A 14252-nucleotide genomic window follows, 5' to 3' on the forward strand; every position below is an offset into this window, starting at 1 on the left:
GGCCTCTCTTCATCGACTTCGCGCTTCGGGTGTCAGCCCAGGGGGTGCATCCACCCGTGCTTGTCCTCGGCCGTGCCCCGCTGGATGTTCAGCAAGGCGTCCCGCAGCTTCAGGGTGACCTCGCCCGGTTCCCCGGACGTCTGCCGCCACTCCGCGCCCGTCCGCTTCACCGTGCCGACCGGCGTGATGACCGCCGCCGTACCGCAGGCGAAGACCTCGGTCAGCGAGCCGTTCTCGGAGTCGCGCTGCCACTGGTCGACCGAGATGCGGCCCTCCTCGGCCTCGTAGCCGAGGTCACGGGCGACCTGGAGGAGCGAGTCGCGGGTGACGCCCTCCAGGATGGAGCCGGTCAGGGTCGGCGTGACGATCTTGTTGCCGTACACGAAGTACAGGTTCATGCCGCCGAGTTCCTCGACCCACTTGCGCTCGACCGCGTCGAGGTAGCAGACCTGCGCGCAGCCCTCGGCGGCGGCCTCGGCCTGGGCGAGCAGGGAGGCGGCGTAGTTGCCGCCGGTCTTGGCGTCGCCCATGCCGCCCGGCACCGCGCGGACGTGGTCCTCGGAGACCCAGATGGAGACCGGCTTGACGCCGCCGGGGAAGTACGCGCCGGCGGGGGACGCGATGACCAGGAAGAGGTACTCGTTGGCCGGCTTGACGCCCAGGCCGACCTCGGTCGCGATCATGAACGGGCGCAGGTACAGCGACTCCTCGCCGCCGTGCGCCGGGACCCAGGCCTCGTCCTGCTTCACCAGCGCGTCGCAGGCCTCGATGAAGGTCTCGACGGGCAGCTCGGGCATGCCGAGGCGGCGGGCGGAGGACTGGAAGCGCAGGGCGTTGCGGTCCGGGCGGAAGGTGGCGACGGAGCCGTCGGGCTGGCGGTAGGCCTTGAGGCCCTCGAAGATCTCCTGCGCGTAGTGCAGGACCATGGTGGCCGGGTCGAGGGAGATCGGCGCGTACGGGACGAGCTGGCCGTCGTGCCAGCCGCGGCCCTCGGTCCACTTGATGACGACCATGTGGTCGGTGAAGTGGCGGCCGAACCCGGGGTTCGCCAGGATCGCGTCGCGTTCCGCGTCGGAAAGTGGCGAGGCCGAGGGCTTGAGCTCGATCGTGGGCGTCGTCATGAGTGGTTGTCCTTCACCGGTTGTGTAGTGACGGGGCCGCGCTCACGCCCTTTTACTGTCAGTGACCAGTGCTAGGACGTCCGAGCATTCCCTCATTCCACGGCTCCGCGTTCGATTATCGCGCGCGGGGTGCCATGGAAGAAAACGGCGTGAATGCGACCCGGGGATGATGGTGGCACCCGGCGGGGACACAGGGGAAGCCGCCGGGTGCGGATGCGACCCGGCGGCTTCGAAGAGTTTCGAGGAGCGGCGGGGTCAGCCGGCTACTCGTACGGCCAGCGCGTCGCCGATCTCCGAGGTGGAGCGGGCGGGCTTGCCCTGGCGGTCGGTGAGGTCGGCGGTGACGGCCTCCTCGACGCGAGCGGCCTCGGCGTCGTAGCCGAGGTGGCGCAGGAGCAGGGCGACGGACAGGACGGTGGCGGTGGGGTCGGCCTTGCCCTGACCGGCGATGTCGGGCGCGGAACCGTGGACCGGCTCGAACATCGAGGGGAACTCGCGGGAGGGGTTGATGTTCCCGCTCGCCGCGACGCCGATGCCGCCGGAGACGGCCGCGGCGAGGTCGGTGATGATGTCGCCGAAGAGGTTGTCGGTGACGATCACGTCGAAGCGGCCGGGGTCGGTGACCAGGTAGATGGTCGCGGCGTCGACGTGGATGTAGTCGGTGGTGACCTCGGGGAACTCCGCGGCCACCTTGTTGAAGATGTTCGTCCACAGGTGACCGGCGAAGGTCAGCACGTTGTTCTTGTGGACGAGCGTGAGCTTCTTGCGCGGGCGGGCCTGCGCGCGGGCGAAGGCGTCCCGCACGACACGCTCGACACCGAAGGCCGTGTTCACGGAGACCTCGGTGGCGACCTCGTGCTCGGTGCCCTTGCGGATGGTGCCGCCGTTGCCGGTGTACGGGCCCTCGGTGCCCTCGCGGACCACGACGAAGTCGATCTGCGGCTCACCGGCGAGCGGGGTCGCAACCCCCGGGAGCAGCTTGCTCGGCCGCAGGTTGACGTGGTGGTCGAAGGCGAAGCGGAGCTTGAGCAGGAAGCCGCGCTCCAGGACGCCGGAAGGGACGCTCGGGTCGCCGATCGCGCCCAGCAGGATCGCGTCGTGCTGCTTGAGCGAGTCGAGGTCGGCGTCGGTGAGGGTCTCACCGGTGGCGTGGTAGCGCTTGGCCCCGAAGTCGTACTCCTGGGTCTCCAGCTTCACATCCTGCGGAAGGACGGCGGAGAGGACCTTGAGACCTTCGGCCACGACCTCCTGGCCGATGCCGTCACCGGGGATCACTGCGAGATTGATGCTGCGAGACATGTCGGCACCCTACTCCTCGTCCCATGGGATGACATGCGCTGTCCGCGATACGGACGACCCGGCGGCCGTCGGCGTCAACAAGTCGCCACGCGTTCACCCCTACGTATGGCGGGCGTTGGGATTCGCTGGGAACTTCCCTTCCATGGACATACCCGACTTCGGCATTCCCCCGCAGCTCGCGCGCCGGATGAGCATGGCCGAGCAGCACGAGTACCTGCGTACGAAGCTGATGCGGCGCCGCACGCTGGTGACGGCGGGCGCGGTGGCGGCGGGCGGACTGCTGGCGGGCTGCGGCGGCAGTGGTACGGGCGCACGAAGCACCGCCGGCCCGTCGCCCGCGACCTCGAAGGTGCACGGCTCGGCCGTCTCCCCCTTCGGCCGCCACCTCGCCTTCGGTGCCGACCCCAAGACCCAGATGCGGGTGTCCTGGCAGGTGCCGCTCGCGGTGAAGAAGCCGTACGTGCGGATCGGCCTGAAGCCCGACGACCTGAGCCGCAAGGCCGAGGCGGAGATCCGCGACCTGCACACCCCGGGCGTCAGCGGCGTACGCCTGGCCCTTGAGCAGTACTACGTGCACGCGGCCCTGGACGGTCTGCGCCCCGGGACGACGTACTACTACGGCGTCGGACACGAGGGCTTCGACCCGGCCTCTCCCGCGCACCGCTCGACGATCTCCAGCTTCCGCACCGCGCCCGCCACGGCCGAGAAGTTCGTCTTCACGGCCTTCGGCGACCAGGGCGTCAGCCAGGCAGCCGCCGCCAACGACCATGTCCTGCTGCGCCGGCAGCCCGCCTTCCACCTGCACGCGGGCGACATCTGCTACGCCGACGGCAACGGCCGGGGCCAGAAGTCGGACGGCTACGACCCCTCGTACTGGGACCAGTTCCTCAAGCAGAACGAGTCGGTCGCCCGGTCCGTGCCCTGGATGGTGACGACCGGCAACCACGACATGGAGGCCTGGTACTCCCCGGACGGCTACGGCGGCCAGCTGGCCCGCTGGTCGCTCCCGGAGAGCGGCTTCGACGCGCGCACCGCGCCCGGCGTGTACTCCTTCACGTACGGCAACGTCGGCTTCGTGGCGCTGGACGCCAACGACGTGTCGTACGAGATCCCCGCCAACTACGGCTACACGGGCGGGAAGCAGACGAAGTGGCTGGACCAGAAGCTGGGTGAGCTGCGGGCGTCGAAGGACGTCGACTTCCTCGTCGTCTTCTTCCACCACTGCGCGTACTCGACGTCCTCGCACGCCTCCGACGGCGGGGTACGCGCGGAGTGGCTGCCGGTGTTCGCGAAGCACCAGGTGGACCTGGTGATCAACGGGCACAACCACGTGTACGAGCGCACGGACGCCGTCAAGGCGGGGGGCGCGGTCGGCCGGGCGGTGCCCATCGGCGCCTCGACCGACCCGACGCGCGACGGGATCGTCTACGTCACGGCGGGCGGCGGCGGCCGGGATCTGTACGGCTTCCCGACGGGTGTGAAGGAGAGTTACGAGGGGCACGTGACGCGGCACGACTCGGTCGACACCTTCCAGTGGAAGAAGTCGCAGTCCTCCACGCAGGAGACCGTGGAGTGGTCGCGGGTGCGCTACCGGGGCTTCTCGTTCCTCTCGGTGGAGGCGGTCGGCGGCTCCCGGCCGGCCCTCACGGTGTCGGCGCTGGCGCAGAGCGGTGAGCGCATCGACCATTTCGAGGTGCGGCGCGGGACCTGAGTCCGCGCCGCACCCCGGCGGGTGCGGCTCCCGGCTTGTTGGTGATGCCCGGCTCAGTGGCCGGTCGAACCGCCGTTGTCCCTGCGGTCCAGGGCGCGCTGGAGGGCGGCTGCGGCGTTCTTGCGGTCGGACTCGCTCGTGCGGGAGATGTGACGGACTCGGCGGCGTGCGGTCGTCTCGGCCATGGGAAATCGACTCCTTCGAAATCCGGGAGTGCGGAAGGGGGTTACGAGACGCCGGATGGGGCGGGGAGCGGTGCCGCAGGGGTTGCCTGCACGGGGCGCGCTCACGACCGCCATTCGCTTGGTCGAGCGAGACGTTCGGCTTCTACAAAAGTAAGGGAGCACCCCCGGCCTGTCTCCACAATTACTCGGACTTCCTACTATCTGAGACGGTGGGTTGGGTCACACGGCTCTGAGCTGGGCTTTCACGGTGACGGGTACCGGAGTGCGGCGGTGCGCAGGACGATGGACGAGGGCGGCCACGCCCGCCGCCCGGGCCGGTCCGGTTCCGTTCGGGAGGGAGACCCGATGGCCACGCAGCACGCCCGCGCGACCGTGATCACCCAGCGCCGCTTCGGCGGCCCGGAGGTCCTGGAGGCCGAGGAACGTCCGCTGCCGGTGCCCGCGCCCGGCGAGGTCCTGGTGCGGGTGCGGGCGGCCGGGGTCAACCGGGTGGACCTGCTGATCCGTTCCGGGACGGCGCCGCTGTACGGCGAGCCCCCGTTCACGCTGGGCCGGGACGTCTCCGGCACGGTGGAGGCGGTCGGCGCGGACGTCACCCGTTTCCGCCCCGGCGACGAGGTCTTCGGCAAGGTCCACGCGGGCGGCTACGCCACGCACCTCACCGCGCCGGCCGCGCACTTCGCCGCGAAGCCCGCGACCCTCGACCACGTGCACGCTGCCGCCGCCCCGACGGCCACCCTCACCGCCTGGCAGGCGCTGATCGACATCGGCCGGGTCGGGCCCGGCACCCGGGTGCTGATCCACGCGGCGGCCGGCGGCGTCGGCCACGCGGCGGTGCAGCTGGCCAAGGCGGAGGGCGCGTACGTCGTCGCCACCGCCCGCGCCGACCGGCACGGCTTCCTGCGCGAACTCGGCGCGGACGAGCCGCACGACTACACGGCCGGCGACTTCACCGAGTCCGTACGGGACATCGACGTGGCCCTCGACCTGGTCGGCGGCGACTACGGCCCCCGTACGCTCGGCACCCTGCGCCCGGGCGGCCTCCTGGTCTGCGCGCTCCCCGGCGACCTGGGCCTGTCCCCGGAGGACGTGGAGGCCCGCGGCATGCGCTTCGCGGTCGTCGAGGCGGAGCCCTCGGGAGAGCGCCTGGCCAAGATCGCCGCCCTGCTGGCGAACAACCGCATCCGTATCCACGTCGAGGCGGCCCTCCCGTTCGCGGAGGCGGCCAAGGCACACGAGCTGGCCGAGGCGGGCCACGCGAAGGGAAGGCTCGTCCTGGTCCTGCCGGACTGACCGCACGCACTCCATCGACCGATCGCACACGACGAAGGGAACGGTGAGGTCATGAACGACAAGGCACTGCTGGAAGGCGGCCCGAAGGACCTGCCCGACCGGATCGTCCCGGTCCCGCCGCCCGGCAACGACGTGAAGGTCGAATTCCTCGGCGGATACGAGCACTTCAGGGCGACCCCACGACGCTCGGACACGGCCCAGGGCACGCTGCCGGTGTACGAGTGGTGGGAGCGCACGGAGCTGCCGAGCTGAGCGGTCCCGGGGAAGTCGGCTGCCCCGCGGCGGAGCCGCAAGACGATGCAGCGGCAACGCCGCCAGGGGCGCGGAGCTGTGTCGATGTGCGGCTCGGCCGCGATGGGGGTCCCCCGCGCGAGCGAAGCCGAGCGTGGGGGAGCGACCAGCCACGACGGCGCCGCAGCCGACCGACAACCCCTCGCTGCTCTTCCAGCGGAGCGCTCAGCGCAGCGCCGCCGCGACCGCCTCGCGGAAGCCCTTGGGGTCCTCGGCCCAGGGGAGGTGCCCGGCGTCGGGGAACACGGCCCTGCGCACCTGGGGCAGCGCGCGCTCCAGGGAGTCGACGGCGGAGCGCGGGCGGATGTCGTGGGCGCCGTCGAGGATGTGCACGGGCACGTCCAGGCAGGCGCAGGCCTCGTACAGCTCGGGGGTGCCCCAGGTGCGCCGGGTCTCGTCGTTGAGCTCCCGGCCGCAGTCGAGGTTGATCCCGAACCAGGGGTCCGCCATCCGCTCCGCCTGCTCCACCGCCCGTGCCCGGTCCTCGAACTCGGCGGACCACTGGATCACCGCGCGCTCCCGGTCGTCCCTGCCCAACTCCCGCCAGCGGGCGAGCCGTTCGGGATCCTCACCGAGGCGGGCGAGGAGGTTCGCCTCGAAGCCGCCGTGCCATTCCGTGACCGGCCCGATGCCCGTACCGGCCACGTACAACAGCACCCGCACCCGCTCCGGACGGGCCAGCGCATAGCTCAACGCCAGCTGGGCGCCCCAGGAATGCCCGAGCAGCGCCATCCGCTCCACCCCGAAGTGCCGCCGCACGGCGTCCAGATCGGCCACGAACCGCTCGGTCGTCCACGGCCCGGCGCACCGCTCCGAACGCCCGCATCCCCGCTGGTCCCACCGGACCACGGGTGTCACGTCGGCCAGCAGCTCCGCGACGTCCCCGAACATGTCCCACAGCCCGGGGCCGCCGTGGCACAGCACCAGCGGCTCGCCCGGTCCCTCGGACCGCTCGGCCCACAGCCGTACGCCGTCGTCCGTGATCACCGTCTCCATGGCGCCAGTCTGCCCGCACGGGCATGCGAACGGGCCAGGTCCGGCAGACCTGGCCCGTTTCCGCGTCCGCGGGTGTCAGCCCATGTGCGGGTAGGTGTAGTCGGTCGGTGCGACCAGGGTCTCCTTGATGGCCCGGGTCAAGGTCCAGCGCAGGAGGTTCTGGGGCGCGCCCGCCTTGTCGTTGGTGCCGGAGGCCCGGCCGCCGCCGAAGGGCTGCTGGCCGACGACGGCGCCGGTCGACTTGTCGTTGATGTAGAAGTTGCCGGCCGCGTAGCGCAGCTTCTCCATCGTGTACGCCGCCGCCGCGCGGTCGTTGGAGATGACCGAGCCGGTCAGCGCGTAGTCGGAGACGGACTCCATCTGGGTCAGCATCTCCTCGTACTTGTCGTCCTCGTAGACGTGCACGGCGAGGAACGGGCCGAAGTACTCGGTGCGGAACACCTCGTTCTCCGGGTCGCTGCACTCTACGACGGTCGGGCGGACGAAGTAGCCGACCGAGTCGTCGTAGGAGCCGCCCGCGACGATGGTGCAGGTCGGGTCCTGCTTGGCGCGGTCGATGGCGGCCTTGTTCTTGGCGAACGCGCGGTCGTCGATGACGGCGCCGATGAAGTTCGACAGGTCGGTGACGTCACCCATGGTCAGGTAGTCGACCTCGGCGGCGAACTCCTCGCGGAAACCGTCGTTCCAGATGGACGCGGGGATGTAGGCGCGGGAGGTGGCGCTGCACTTCTGGCCCTGGTACTCGAAGGCGCCCCGGGTGAGGGCGGTCTTGAGGACCGCGCGGTCGGCGCTCGGGTGCGCGACGAGGAAGTCCTTGCCGCCCGTCTCGCCGACCAGACGCGGGTACGAGCGGTACTTCTCGATGTTGTTGCCGACCGTCTTCCACAGGTACTGGAAGGTCCTGGTGGAGCCGGTGAAGTGGATGCCGGCGAGGTCGCGGTGCTCCAGGGCGACCTTGGAGACCTCGATGCCGTCGCCGGTGACGAGGTTGATGACGCCCTTGGGCAGACCGGCTTCCTCAAGCAGCTGCATCAGCAGGACGGCCGCGTGGGTCTGGGTGGGGGACGGCTTCCAGACCACCACATTGCCCATGAGCGCGGGAGCGGTCGGCAGATTGCCCGCGATCGCGCTGAAGTTGAAGGGCGTGATCGCGTAGACGAAGCCCTCCAGCGGGCGGTGGTCGAGGCGGTTCCAGACGCCCGGGGAGTTGGCCGGAGGCTGCTCGGCGAGGATGTTGCGGGCGTAGTGGACGTTGAAGCGCCAGAAGTCGATGAGCTCGCAGGGGGCGTCGATCTCGGCCTGCTGGGCTGTCTTGGACTGGCCGAGCATGGTGGAGGCGGCGATCGTCTCGCGCCACGGGCCGGACAGCAGCTCGGCGGCGCGCAGGATGATCGCCGCGCGGTCGTCGAAGGCCATCGCGCGCCAGGCGGGGGCGGCGGCGAGGGCCGCGTCGATGGCGTCCTGGGCGTCCTGCTGCGTGGCGTGCCGGCCGGTGCCGATGACGGCCTTGTGGTTGTGCGGCTGGACCACCTGGAAGGGCTCACCGCCGCCCAGCCGCTTCTCGCCGCCGATGGTCATCGACAGCTCCAGCGGGTTCTCGGCCAGCTCTTTGAGCCTGGCCTCCAGCCGGGCGCGCTCGGGCGAGCCGGGGGCATAGCCGTGCACCGGCTCGTTGACGGGGGTGGGGACCTGGGTCACAGCGTCCATGAGATCCGTAACTCCTTGTACTGAGCGGGTGTTCGGGTTCAGCCCTTGCTGAGCATGCTGCGGACGAAGAAGCGCAGGTTGGCCGGCTTTTCGGCGAGCCTGCGCATGAAGTAGCCGTACCAGTCGGTGCCGTAGGCGGTGTAGACGCGCATGCGGTGGCCCTCGGCGGCGAGGCGGAGGTGTTCGTCGCTCCGGATGCCGTACAGCATCTGGAACTCGTACTCGTCGGGCTTGCGGCCGGCGCGGTGGGCGAGTTCCTGGGCGATGGAGATGAGCCGGGGGTCGTGGGAGCCGACCATCGGATACCCCTCGCCGTCCATCAGAATCCGCAGGATCCGGACGTACGCCTTGTCGATCTCGTGTTTCTGCTGGTAGGCGACCTCGGCGGGCTCCTTGTACGCGCCCTTCACCAGCCGCACCCGGCTGCCCGCCGCGGCGAGCCGGCGGGCGTCGGCCTCGGTGCGGAAGAGGTAGGCCTGGATGACGCAGCCGGTCTGCGGGAAGTCGCGGCGCAGCTCCTCGTGGACGGCGAACATCGAGTCGAGGGTGGTGTGGTCCTCGGCGTCGAGCGTCACGGTCGTACCGATCGCGGCGGCGGCCTCGACGACGGGCCGCACGTTGGCGAGCGCGAGCTCGTGACCGCCCTCCAGCGCCTGGCCGAACATCGACAGCTTGACGGACATCTCGACGCGCTCGCCGAGCTCCATGTCCTTGAGCCGTTCGACGAGCCGCAGGTACGCGTCCCGGGCGGCCTCGGCCTGCGCCGGGGTGGTGATGTCCTCGCCGACGACGTCCATCGTCAGCTCCAGGCCCCGGTCCGTGAGGTCCCGGATGATCGGCACGATGTCGTCCACCGACTCGCCCGGGATGAAGCGGTCGACGACCTGCTTGGTCACCGGGGCCGCCGAGATCAGGCGTCGCATCCGGTCGCTGCGCGACGCGGCGAGAATCACGGGACCCAGCACGGGGCACCTCCACAAACGAGCAGACAGAACCACCGTGAAACCTAAGGATCCCTCCGATCGTGGGCCATCGACAGCTGTCACGCATCCGTGCCACAGATCTCAGACAGATGTATGAAGGGGCCGGTGGGATGCGGGAGAATGGCACGGTGACGACGTCCGAGGCGGCATCATTCATGGGCGACTACCAGGAACTCGTCGACGAGATCTCCGAGCTCCTCGGCGCGCCGGCGACCCTGGAGAACCGCGACTTCGAGCTGATCGCCTTCGGGGTGTACGACAGTGAGGGCGACCTGGACGCGTCGGCCCTGGACCCGGTGCGCACCCGCTCGATCCTGACCCGGCGCTCCACGGCCGCGGTCCGCTCGTGGTTCGAGGGCTTCGGCATCACCCGGGCGACGGGTCCGGTGCGCATCCCGCCGACCCCGGAGGCCGGGGTCTACCGGGGCAGGATCTGCCTCCCGGTACGCCATCGGGGTGTCGTCCTCGGTTACGTCTGGCTGCTGGACTACGACCCCGGTCCCACGGACGCGCAACTGACGGCGGCGATGGAGGTGACGTCCCGCATCGGCGCGCTGCTCGCGGACGAGGCGCAGCACGGGGCGGACCTGAGCCGGGAGCTGCGGGCGGTGCTGGTCGCCGAGCGGGGCTGGCAGCGTGACATGGCGATCGCCGACCTCCGCACGGCCCTGGGCACCCGGGCCGACGGCCCCCACACGGTGGTCTGCGTGGCTCCCTGGCCCTCGGCCGACCCCGACGACGCCCCGTCGGTCCGCACGGTGCCGGGCGCGACGGCGCTGTGCACGGTGCCGTGGGGCCCGGCCTCGCATTCCCTGGCGCTGCTGGTCCGCCTGCGCTCGACGGACGTACTCACGCCGGCTGCTACGGCGGCAGGGCGCTTGGTGGAGCGGGGGCGGTCATTGGGTGCAAGTCGCACTGGGGACGAAGTCAACGCAACGGCCGCCGGGATCGCCGCCGCGCGCAGGGGCCTCGCCGACCTGGGTACGGCCTGGCAGGAGGCGTCGGCGTCAGCGCGGGCGGCGCTCGCGGAACCCCGCTTCGGCCCGGTGGCGGAGTGGTCGAGGATCGGCCCGTACCGCCTCCTCACGGCACTCCCCCCGAACGCCGCGCACGACCCCGCCGCACACCCCCTCCTCTCCCCCGCCCACCGCGAACTCGCCCGCACGGCCGAGACCTACCTGGACTGCGCAGGCCAGGCGGCCCGCACGGCCGCCGAACTCGGCATCCACCGCCAGACCCTCTACTACCGCCTCTCAAGAGTCGAACAACTGACAGGCCTCGACCTGGCCGACGGCGAGGACCGCCTCCTGCTGCACATGGCCTTGAAGGGGGCCCGGCTGGAGGCATGGCGGCTCTGCTGATGATCGACCTCGACAACACGCTGGTCGACAGGGACGCCGCTTTCGAGCAGGCGGCGACGGCCTTCCTGGCGGCTCACGCGCTGCCCGCCGACGACCTGACCTGGCTCAAGGCCCTTGACGCGAGCGGCTACACACCACGGCGGGAAGTCGCCCGGGCCATGAGCCGGCGTTACGGCACCACGGTCCCCGAGCCCGCCGTCCGCACCTTCCTCGACCGGGGCGCCGCCGAGCACGTCACCCTGCCCGAGCCCACGCGCCACGCTCTCGCCAGGGCCCGTGCGGGCGGCTGGACCTGCGTGATCGTCACCAACGGCCGGGTCGTCCAACAGGAGACGAAGATCCGCCGCACCGGTCTCGACCGGCTCGTGGACGGGTGGGTGGTGTCCGAGGCGGTCGGATACAAGAAGCCCGCGCCGGAGGTCTTCGAGGCGGCGGCAGCGGCCGTGGGCGCCGGCCTCGAAGGTGCCTGGGTGATCGGTGACTCCGCGCATGCCGACATCCAGGGTGCGGTCGGTGTCGGGGTGCGGAGTGTGTGGGTGTCCGGTGGCCGGCCGTGGACGGAAACCGCGTATCGGCCCACGCGGATCGCCGCCGACACAGCGACCGCCCTCCACTTCGCCCTTACGGCCAACTAGCCCTCCCCGCACAGGAGATCGGCCACAGCCGCGATTCCCTCCCCGATCGCACGCTCCGTCACATTGCCGAAGCCCAGGACGAGCTGGGGTGGGCTCGTCGCTCCCGAGGCGCGGCAGGCGCTCATGCCGTACAGGGCCACTCCGCGGATGCGTGACTGACGTACGACGGTCTGCTCGTCCGTGTCGTGCGGGAGGTGGGCCACCGCGTGGAAGCCTGCCGCCAGGCCCGACAGGCTTACCGCCGGGGCGTGTTGGGTGAGGGCGGAGAGCAGGGCCGTGCGGCGGGTGGCGTAGACGGAGCGCATGCGGCGCAGGTGGCGGTCGTAGCGGCCGGACTCGATCAGGTGGGCCAGGGCGAGCTGGTCGAGGGTGGGTGAGCCGCGGTCGGCGATGCGCTTGAGGTCGGTGAGCGGGGTGGTGAGTGCCGGTGGGCAGAGGAGCCAGCCCAGGCGCAGGGCGGGGGCAAGGGACTTGCTGACCGTGCCGATGGAGATGACCCGGTCCGCGGCCAGGCCCTGGAGCGTGCCGACCGGTTCGCGGTCGTAGCGGAACTCCGCGTCGTAGTCGTCCTCGATGACGTAGGCGTCCCGGCGTCCGGTCCAGTCGATGAGGGCGTGTCGGCGGTCCGGCGCCAGTACGACGCCCGTCGGCCACTGGTGGGCCGGCGAGACGATCACCGCCCGGGCGCCGGAGGCGTCCAACGCCCGTACGTCGACGCCGAGTTCGTCGACCGGCACCGGTACGGCCGTCAGGCCCGCCGCCTCCGCGGCCGCCGTCGCCGTGTCCGGCCCGCCCGGATCCTCGTACGCCACCACCCGTACCCCGGCCCGCGCCAACGACCGCAGCGCCAGGTGCAGTCCCTGCGCGTACCCGGAGCAGATCACCGTCCGCGCGGGATCGGCGGCGGCCCCGCGCACCCGGCGCAAATACCCGGCCACCACCTCGCGCAGCGCCGAACTCCCCCGCGGATCCCCGTAGTCGAGCTCGGACGTCGGCATCGCCCGGGCGGCCTCCCTGGTCGCCCACAGCCAGTCGGCCATGGGGAAGGAGGTCAGGTCCGGGACGCCGTGCCGGAAGTCGGCGATCAGGCGGGAGCGGGGGTCGGGCGCGGGCGGCGCGGGGGACTCCGGCACCTGGGCGCACTCGGCCACGCGGGTGGCCGAACCGACCCGGGTGACGAGATAGCCCTCGGCCTGGAGCTGGGCGTAGCAGTCCTGGACGAGGCCGCGGGACAGGCCCAGGAGGCGGGCGAGCTCGCGGGAGGAGGGGAGGCGTTCGCCGGCTTGCAGGCGGCCCGTGCGGATCGCGTCGCGCAGCTGCCGTTCCAGCTGGGCACACAGGCGGTCGCCGCTGTCCCGGTCGACCGTCAGGAGCAGCTCGGGTGACAAACCGGCCCACTGCACTGGCATGGAATTGGAGCTTAGCGGAGGGCCGGTCCGTCTCTAGCGTCGACGGTATGACGCCTACGACGGACATGACGGCCACCGCTTCGACCGCGCGGCCACCCCTGCTGTCCCGCCCCCTGCTGCTCCGCTTCGTGAGCATGATCGGCGCGAGCGCGAGCTTCTTCCTGCTGCTGTCGGTGGTGCCGGCCTACGCGGCGGAGGCGGGCGGCGGCAGCGCGGCGGGCCTCGCCACCGGTTCCCTGATGCTGGCCACCGTCCTCGGTGAACTGGCCACCCCGCGCCTCGTCGCCCGCCACGGCTACCGGGCGACCCTGATGGCGGGCCTGTTCCTGCTCGGCGCCCCGGCCCTGGTGCTGACCGTCTCCGGGAACGCCGCCTGGATCGTCGCTGTGTGCCTGGTACGGGGCCTGGGCTTCGCGCTCACCATCGTCGCGGGCGGCGCCCTGACCGCGACGCTGATCCCGGCCGAACGGCGGGGCGAGGGACTGGCGTTGGTGGGCGTGGTCTCCGGCGTGCCGTCACTGGTGACCCTGCCGCTGGGCATGTGGCTGGCGGGCCACGCGGGGTACGGGACGGTCGCGGTGATCGGCGGCGCGGTGTCGCTGGCGGCGATCGTGTCGGTGCTCGGGCTGCCGGACAGGGGCGGGCGGTCGACGGACACAAGGGCGCCAAAAGACTCGAAGCCTCCCCTCGGCGTGCTCCGCGGCCTCCGCACCGGCCCCCTCCTCCGCCCCGTCCTCGTGTTCGCCTCCACCGCGACCGCCACCGGCATCCTGGTCACCTTCCTCCCGTTGGCCGTCCCCGCCGCCTCCTCCGGCGTCGTCGCGGTGGCCCTGTTCGTGCAGCCCGCGGCCTCCACCGTGGCCCGCTGGCTGGCCGGCCGCCACGGCGACCGGCACGGCAGCGCCCGGCTCGTGCTGCCCGGCCTGCTCCTGTCGGCCGCGGGTGTGCTGCTCACCGCGGCGACCGGCAGCCCGCTCGCCGTCCTGGCCGGCACCGCCCTGTTCGGCACGGGCTTCGGCATCGCCCAGAACGCCACGCTGACCCTGATGTACGCCCGGGTCTCCGCCTCCTCGTACGGCACCGTCAGCGCACTCTGGAACCTCGCGTACGACGGCGGCATGGGCGTCGGCGCCGCTGGCTTCGGCGTGCTGGCGGGCCTGACCGGCTACCCGTGGGCCTTCGCGATGACCGCACTGCTGATGCTGGGCGCGCTCGCACCGGTCGTGCGTGATCGCCACCACACTCGTTACTGAAAACGATT

At 71.5% G+C, this 14252-nt stretch carries 13 protein-coding genes; 6 read left to right on the forward strand and 7 right to left on the reverse strand.

Annotation, left to right across the window (positions count from 1 at the left end; genetic code table 11):
- Window positions 1-32: 32 nt before the first annotated feature.
- On the reverse strand, window positions 33-1121 hold the full coding sequence (locus ABZ848_RS36000; RefSeq protein ID WP_360838778.1) for a branched-chain amino acid aminotransferase: 1089 nt from the start codon (window positions 1119-1121) through the stop codon (window positions 33-35).
- Window positions 1122-1376: 255 nt separating this feature from the next.
- Window positions 1377-2420, reverse strand: coding sequence for a 3-isopropylmalate dehydrogenase (locus ABZ848_RS36005; RefSeq protein WP_360838779.1), 1044 nt, complete (start codon window positions 2418-2420; stop codon window positions 1377-1379).
- Window positions 2421-2562: 142 nt separating this feature from the next.
- Between ABZ848_RS36005 and ABZ848_RS36010 the strand changes: the two genes are divergently transcribed.
- Window positions 2563-4131: a metallophosphoesterase family protein gene (locus ABZ848_RS36010; protein ID WP_360838780.1), complete on the forward strand. Its 1569-nt coding sequence runs from the start codon at window positions 2563-2565 to the stop codon at window positions 4129-4131.
- A gap of 53 nt (window positions 4132-4184) precedes the next feature.
- Here ABZ848_RS36010 and ABZ848_RS36015 read toward each other — a convergent pair whose 3' ends face one another.
- A complete protein-coding gene (locus ABZ848_RS36015; protein WP_107056436.1) occupies window positions 4185-4316 on the reverse strand; it encodes a hypothetical protein in 132 nt (43 codons plus the stop codon).
- Window positions 4317-4661: 345 nt separating this feature from the next.
- Between ABZ848_RS36015 and ABZ848_RS36020 the strand changes: the two genes are divergently transcribed.
- Together ABZ848_RS36020 and ABZ848_RS36025 are read left to right on the forward strand one after the other, a co-directional pair.
- Window positions 4662-5609 carry an NADP-dependent oxidoreductase gene (locus ABZ848_RS36020; RefSeq protein ID WP_360838781.1) on the forward strand — a complete coding sequence of 316 codons (948 nt, stop codon included), beginning with the start codon at window positions 4662-4664 and terminating at the stop codon, window positions 5607-5609.
- A gap of 51 nt (window positions 5610-5660) precedes the next feature.
- Window positions 5661-5861: a DUF5988 family protein gene (locus ABZ848_RS36025; RefSeq protein ID WP_360838783.1), complete on the forward strand. Its 201-nt coding sequence runs from the start codon at window positions 5661-5663 to the stop codon at window positions 5859-5861.
- Between the two features lie 204 nt (window positions 5862-6065).
- Here the strand turns inward: ABZ848_RS36025 and ABZ848_RS36030 are convergent, their stop codons facing one another.
- The 3 genes from ABZ848_RS36030 to ABZ848_RS36040 form a co-directional block, all read right to left on the reverse strand.
- A complete protein-coding gene (locus tag ABZ848_RS36030) occupies window positions 6066-6896 on the reverse strand; it encodes an alpha/beta hydrolase (RefSeq protein WP_360838784.1) in 831 nt (276 codons plus the stop codon).
- Window positions 6897-6971: 75 nt separating this feature from the next.
- The gene (gene pruA, locus ABZ848_RS36035; protein WP_360838786.1) at window positions 6972-8603 is read right to left on the reverse strand and encodes an L-glutamate gamma-semialdehyde dehydrogenase; all 1632 of its coding nucleotides are present in this window, start codon (window positions 8601-8603) and stop codon (window positions 6972-6974) included.
- Window positions 8604-8641: 38 nt separating this feature from the next.
- Window positions 8642-9568, reverse strand: a complete 927-nt coding sequence (locus tag ABZ848_RS36040) for a proline dehydrogenase family protein (RefSeq protein WP_360838788.1) — start codon at window positions 9566-9568, stop codon at window positions 8642-8644.
- 128 nt (window positions 9569-9696) lie between these two features.
- Here ABZ848_RS36040 and ABZ848_RS36045 point away from each other — a divergent pair, with 128 nt between their 5' ends.
- Window positions 9697-10947, forward strand: a complete 1251-nt coding sequence (locus ABZ848_RS36045; protein ID WP_360838789.1) for a helix-turn-helix domain-containing protein — start codon at window positions 9697-9699, stop codon at window positions 10945-10947.
- Complete coding sequence (locus ABZ848_RS36050; protein WP_360838791.1) at window positions 10932-11582, forward strand: HAD family hydrolase; 651 nt, start codon at window positions 10932-10934, stop codon at window positions 11580-11582. Before ABZ848_RS36045 ends, ABZ848_RS36050 begins: the two co-directional genes overlap by 16 nt.
- Here ABZ848_RS36050 and ABZ848_RS36055 read toward each other — a convergent pair.
- Window positions 11579-12991 carry a PLP-dependent aminotransferase family protein gene (locus tag ABZ848_RS36055; RefSeq protein WP_360838793.1) on the reverse strand — a complete coding sequence of 471 codons (1413 nt, stop codon included), beginning with the start codon at window positions 12989-12991 and terminating at the stop codon, window positions 11579-11581. The genes ABZ848_RS36050 and ABZ848_RS36055 overlap by 4 nt on opposite strands.
- Before the next feature lie 47 nt (window positions 12992-13038).
- Between ABZ848_RS36055 and ABZ848_RS36060 the strand changes: the two genes are divergently transcribed.
- Window positions 13039-14244, forward strand: coding sequence for an MFS transporter (locus ABZ848_RS36060; RefSeq protein ID WP_360838794.1), 1206 nt, complete (start codon window positions 13039-13041; stop codon window positions 14242-14244).
- Window positions 14245-14252 lie beyond the last annotated feature (8 nt).

This window comes from Streptomyces sp. NPDC047081, from assembly GCF_040643775.1.
Classification (GTDB): Bacteria; Actinomycetota; Actinomycetes; order Streptomycetales; family Streptomycetaceae; genus Streptomyces.

Coding starts and splice junctions, on each gene's coding strand:
- ABZ848_RS36010 (WP_360838780.1), top strand. CDS start 2,563: ATGGACATACCCGACTTCGGCATTCCCCCGCAGCTCGCGCGCCGGATG.
- ABZ848_RS36050 (WP_360838791.1), top strand. CDS start 10,932: ATGGCGGCTCTGCTGATGATCGACCTCGACAACACGCTGGTCGACAGG.
- ABZ848_RS36060 (WP_360838794.1), top strand. CDS start 13,039: ATGACGCCTACGACGGACATGACGGCCACCGCTTCGACCGCGCGGCCA.
- pruA (WP_360838786.1), bottom strand. CDS start 8,603: ATGGACGCTGTGACCCAGGTCCCCACCCCCGTCAACGAGCCGGTGCAC.
- ABZ848_RS36025 (WP_360838783.1), top strand. CDS start 5,661: ATGAACGACAAGGCACTGCTGGAAGGCGGCCCGAAGGACCTGCCCGAC.
- ABZ848_RS36045 (WP_360838789.1), top strand. CDS start 9,697: ATGCGGGAGAATGGCACGGTGACGACGTCCGAGGCGGCATCATTCATG.
- ABZ848_RS36015 (WP_107056436.1), bottom strand. CDS start 4,316: ATGGCCGAGACGACCGCACGCCGCCGAGTCCGTCACATCTCCCGCACG.
- ABZ848_RS36030 (WP_360838784.1), bottom strand. CDS start 6,896: ATGGAGACGGTGATCACGGACGACGGCGTACGGCTGTGGGCCGAGCGG.
- ABZ848_RS36055 (WP_360838793.1), bottom strand. CDS start 12,991: ATGCCAGTGCAGTGGGCCGGTTTGTCACCCGAGCTGCTCCTGACGGTC.
- ABZ848_RS36000 (WP_360838778.1), bottom strand. CDS start 1,121: ATGACGACGCCCACGATCGAGCTCAAGCCCTCGGCCTCGCCACTTTCC.
- ABZ848_RS36020 (WP_360838781.1), top strand. CDS start 4,662: ATGGCCACGCAGCACGCCCGCGCGACCGTGATCACCCAGCGCCGCTTC.
- ABZ848_RS36005 (WP_360838779.1), bottom strand. CDS start 2,420: ATGTCTCGCAGCATCAATCTCGCAGTGATCCCCGGTGACGGCATCGGC.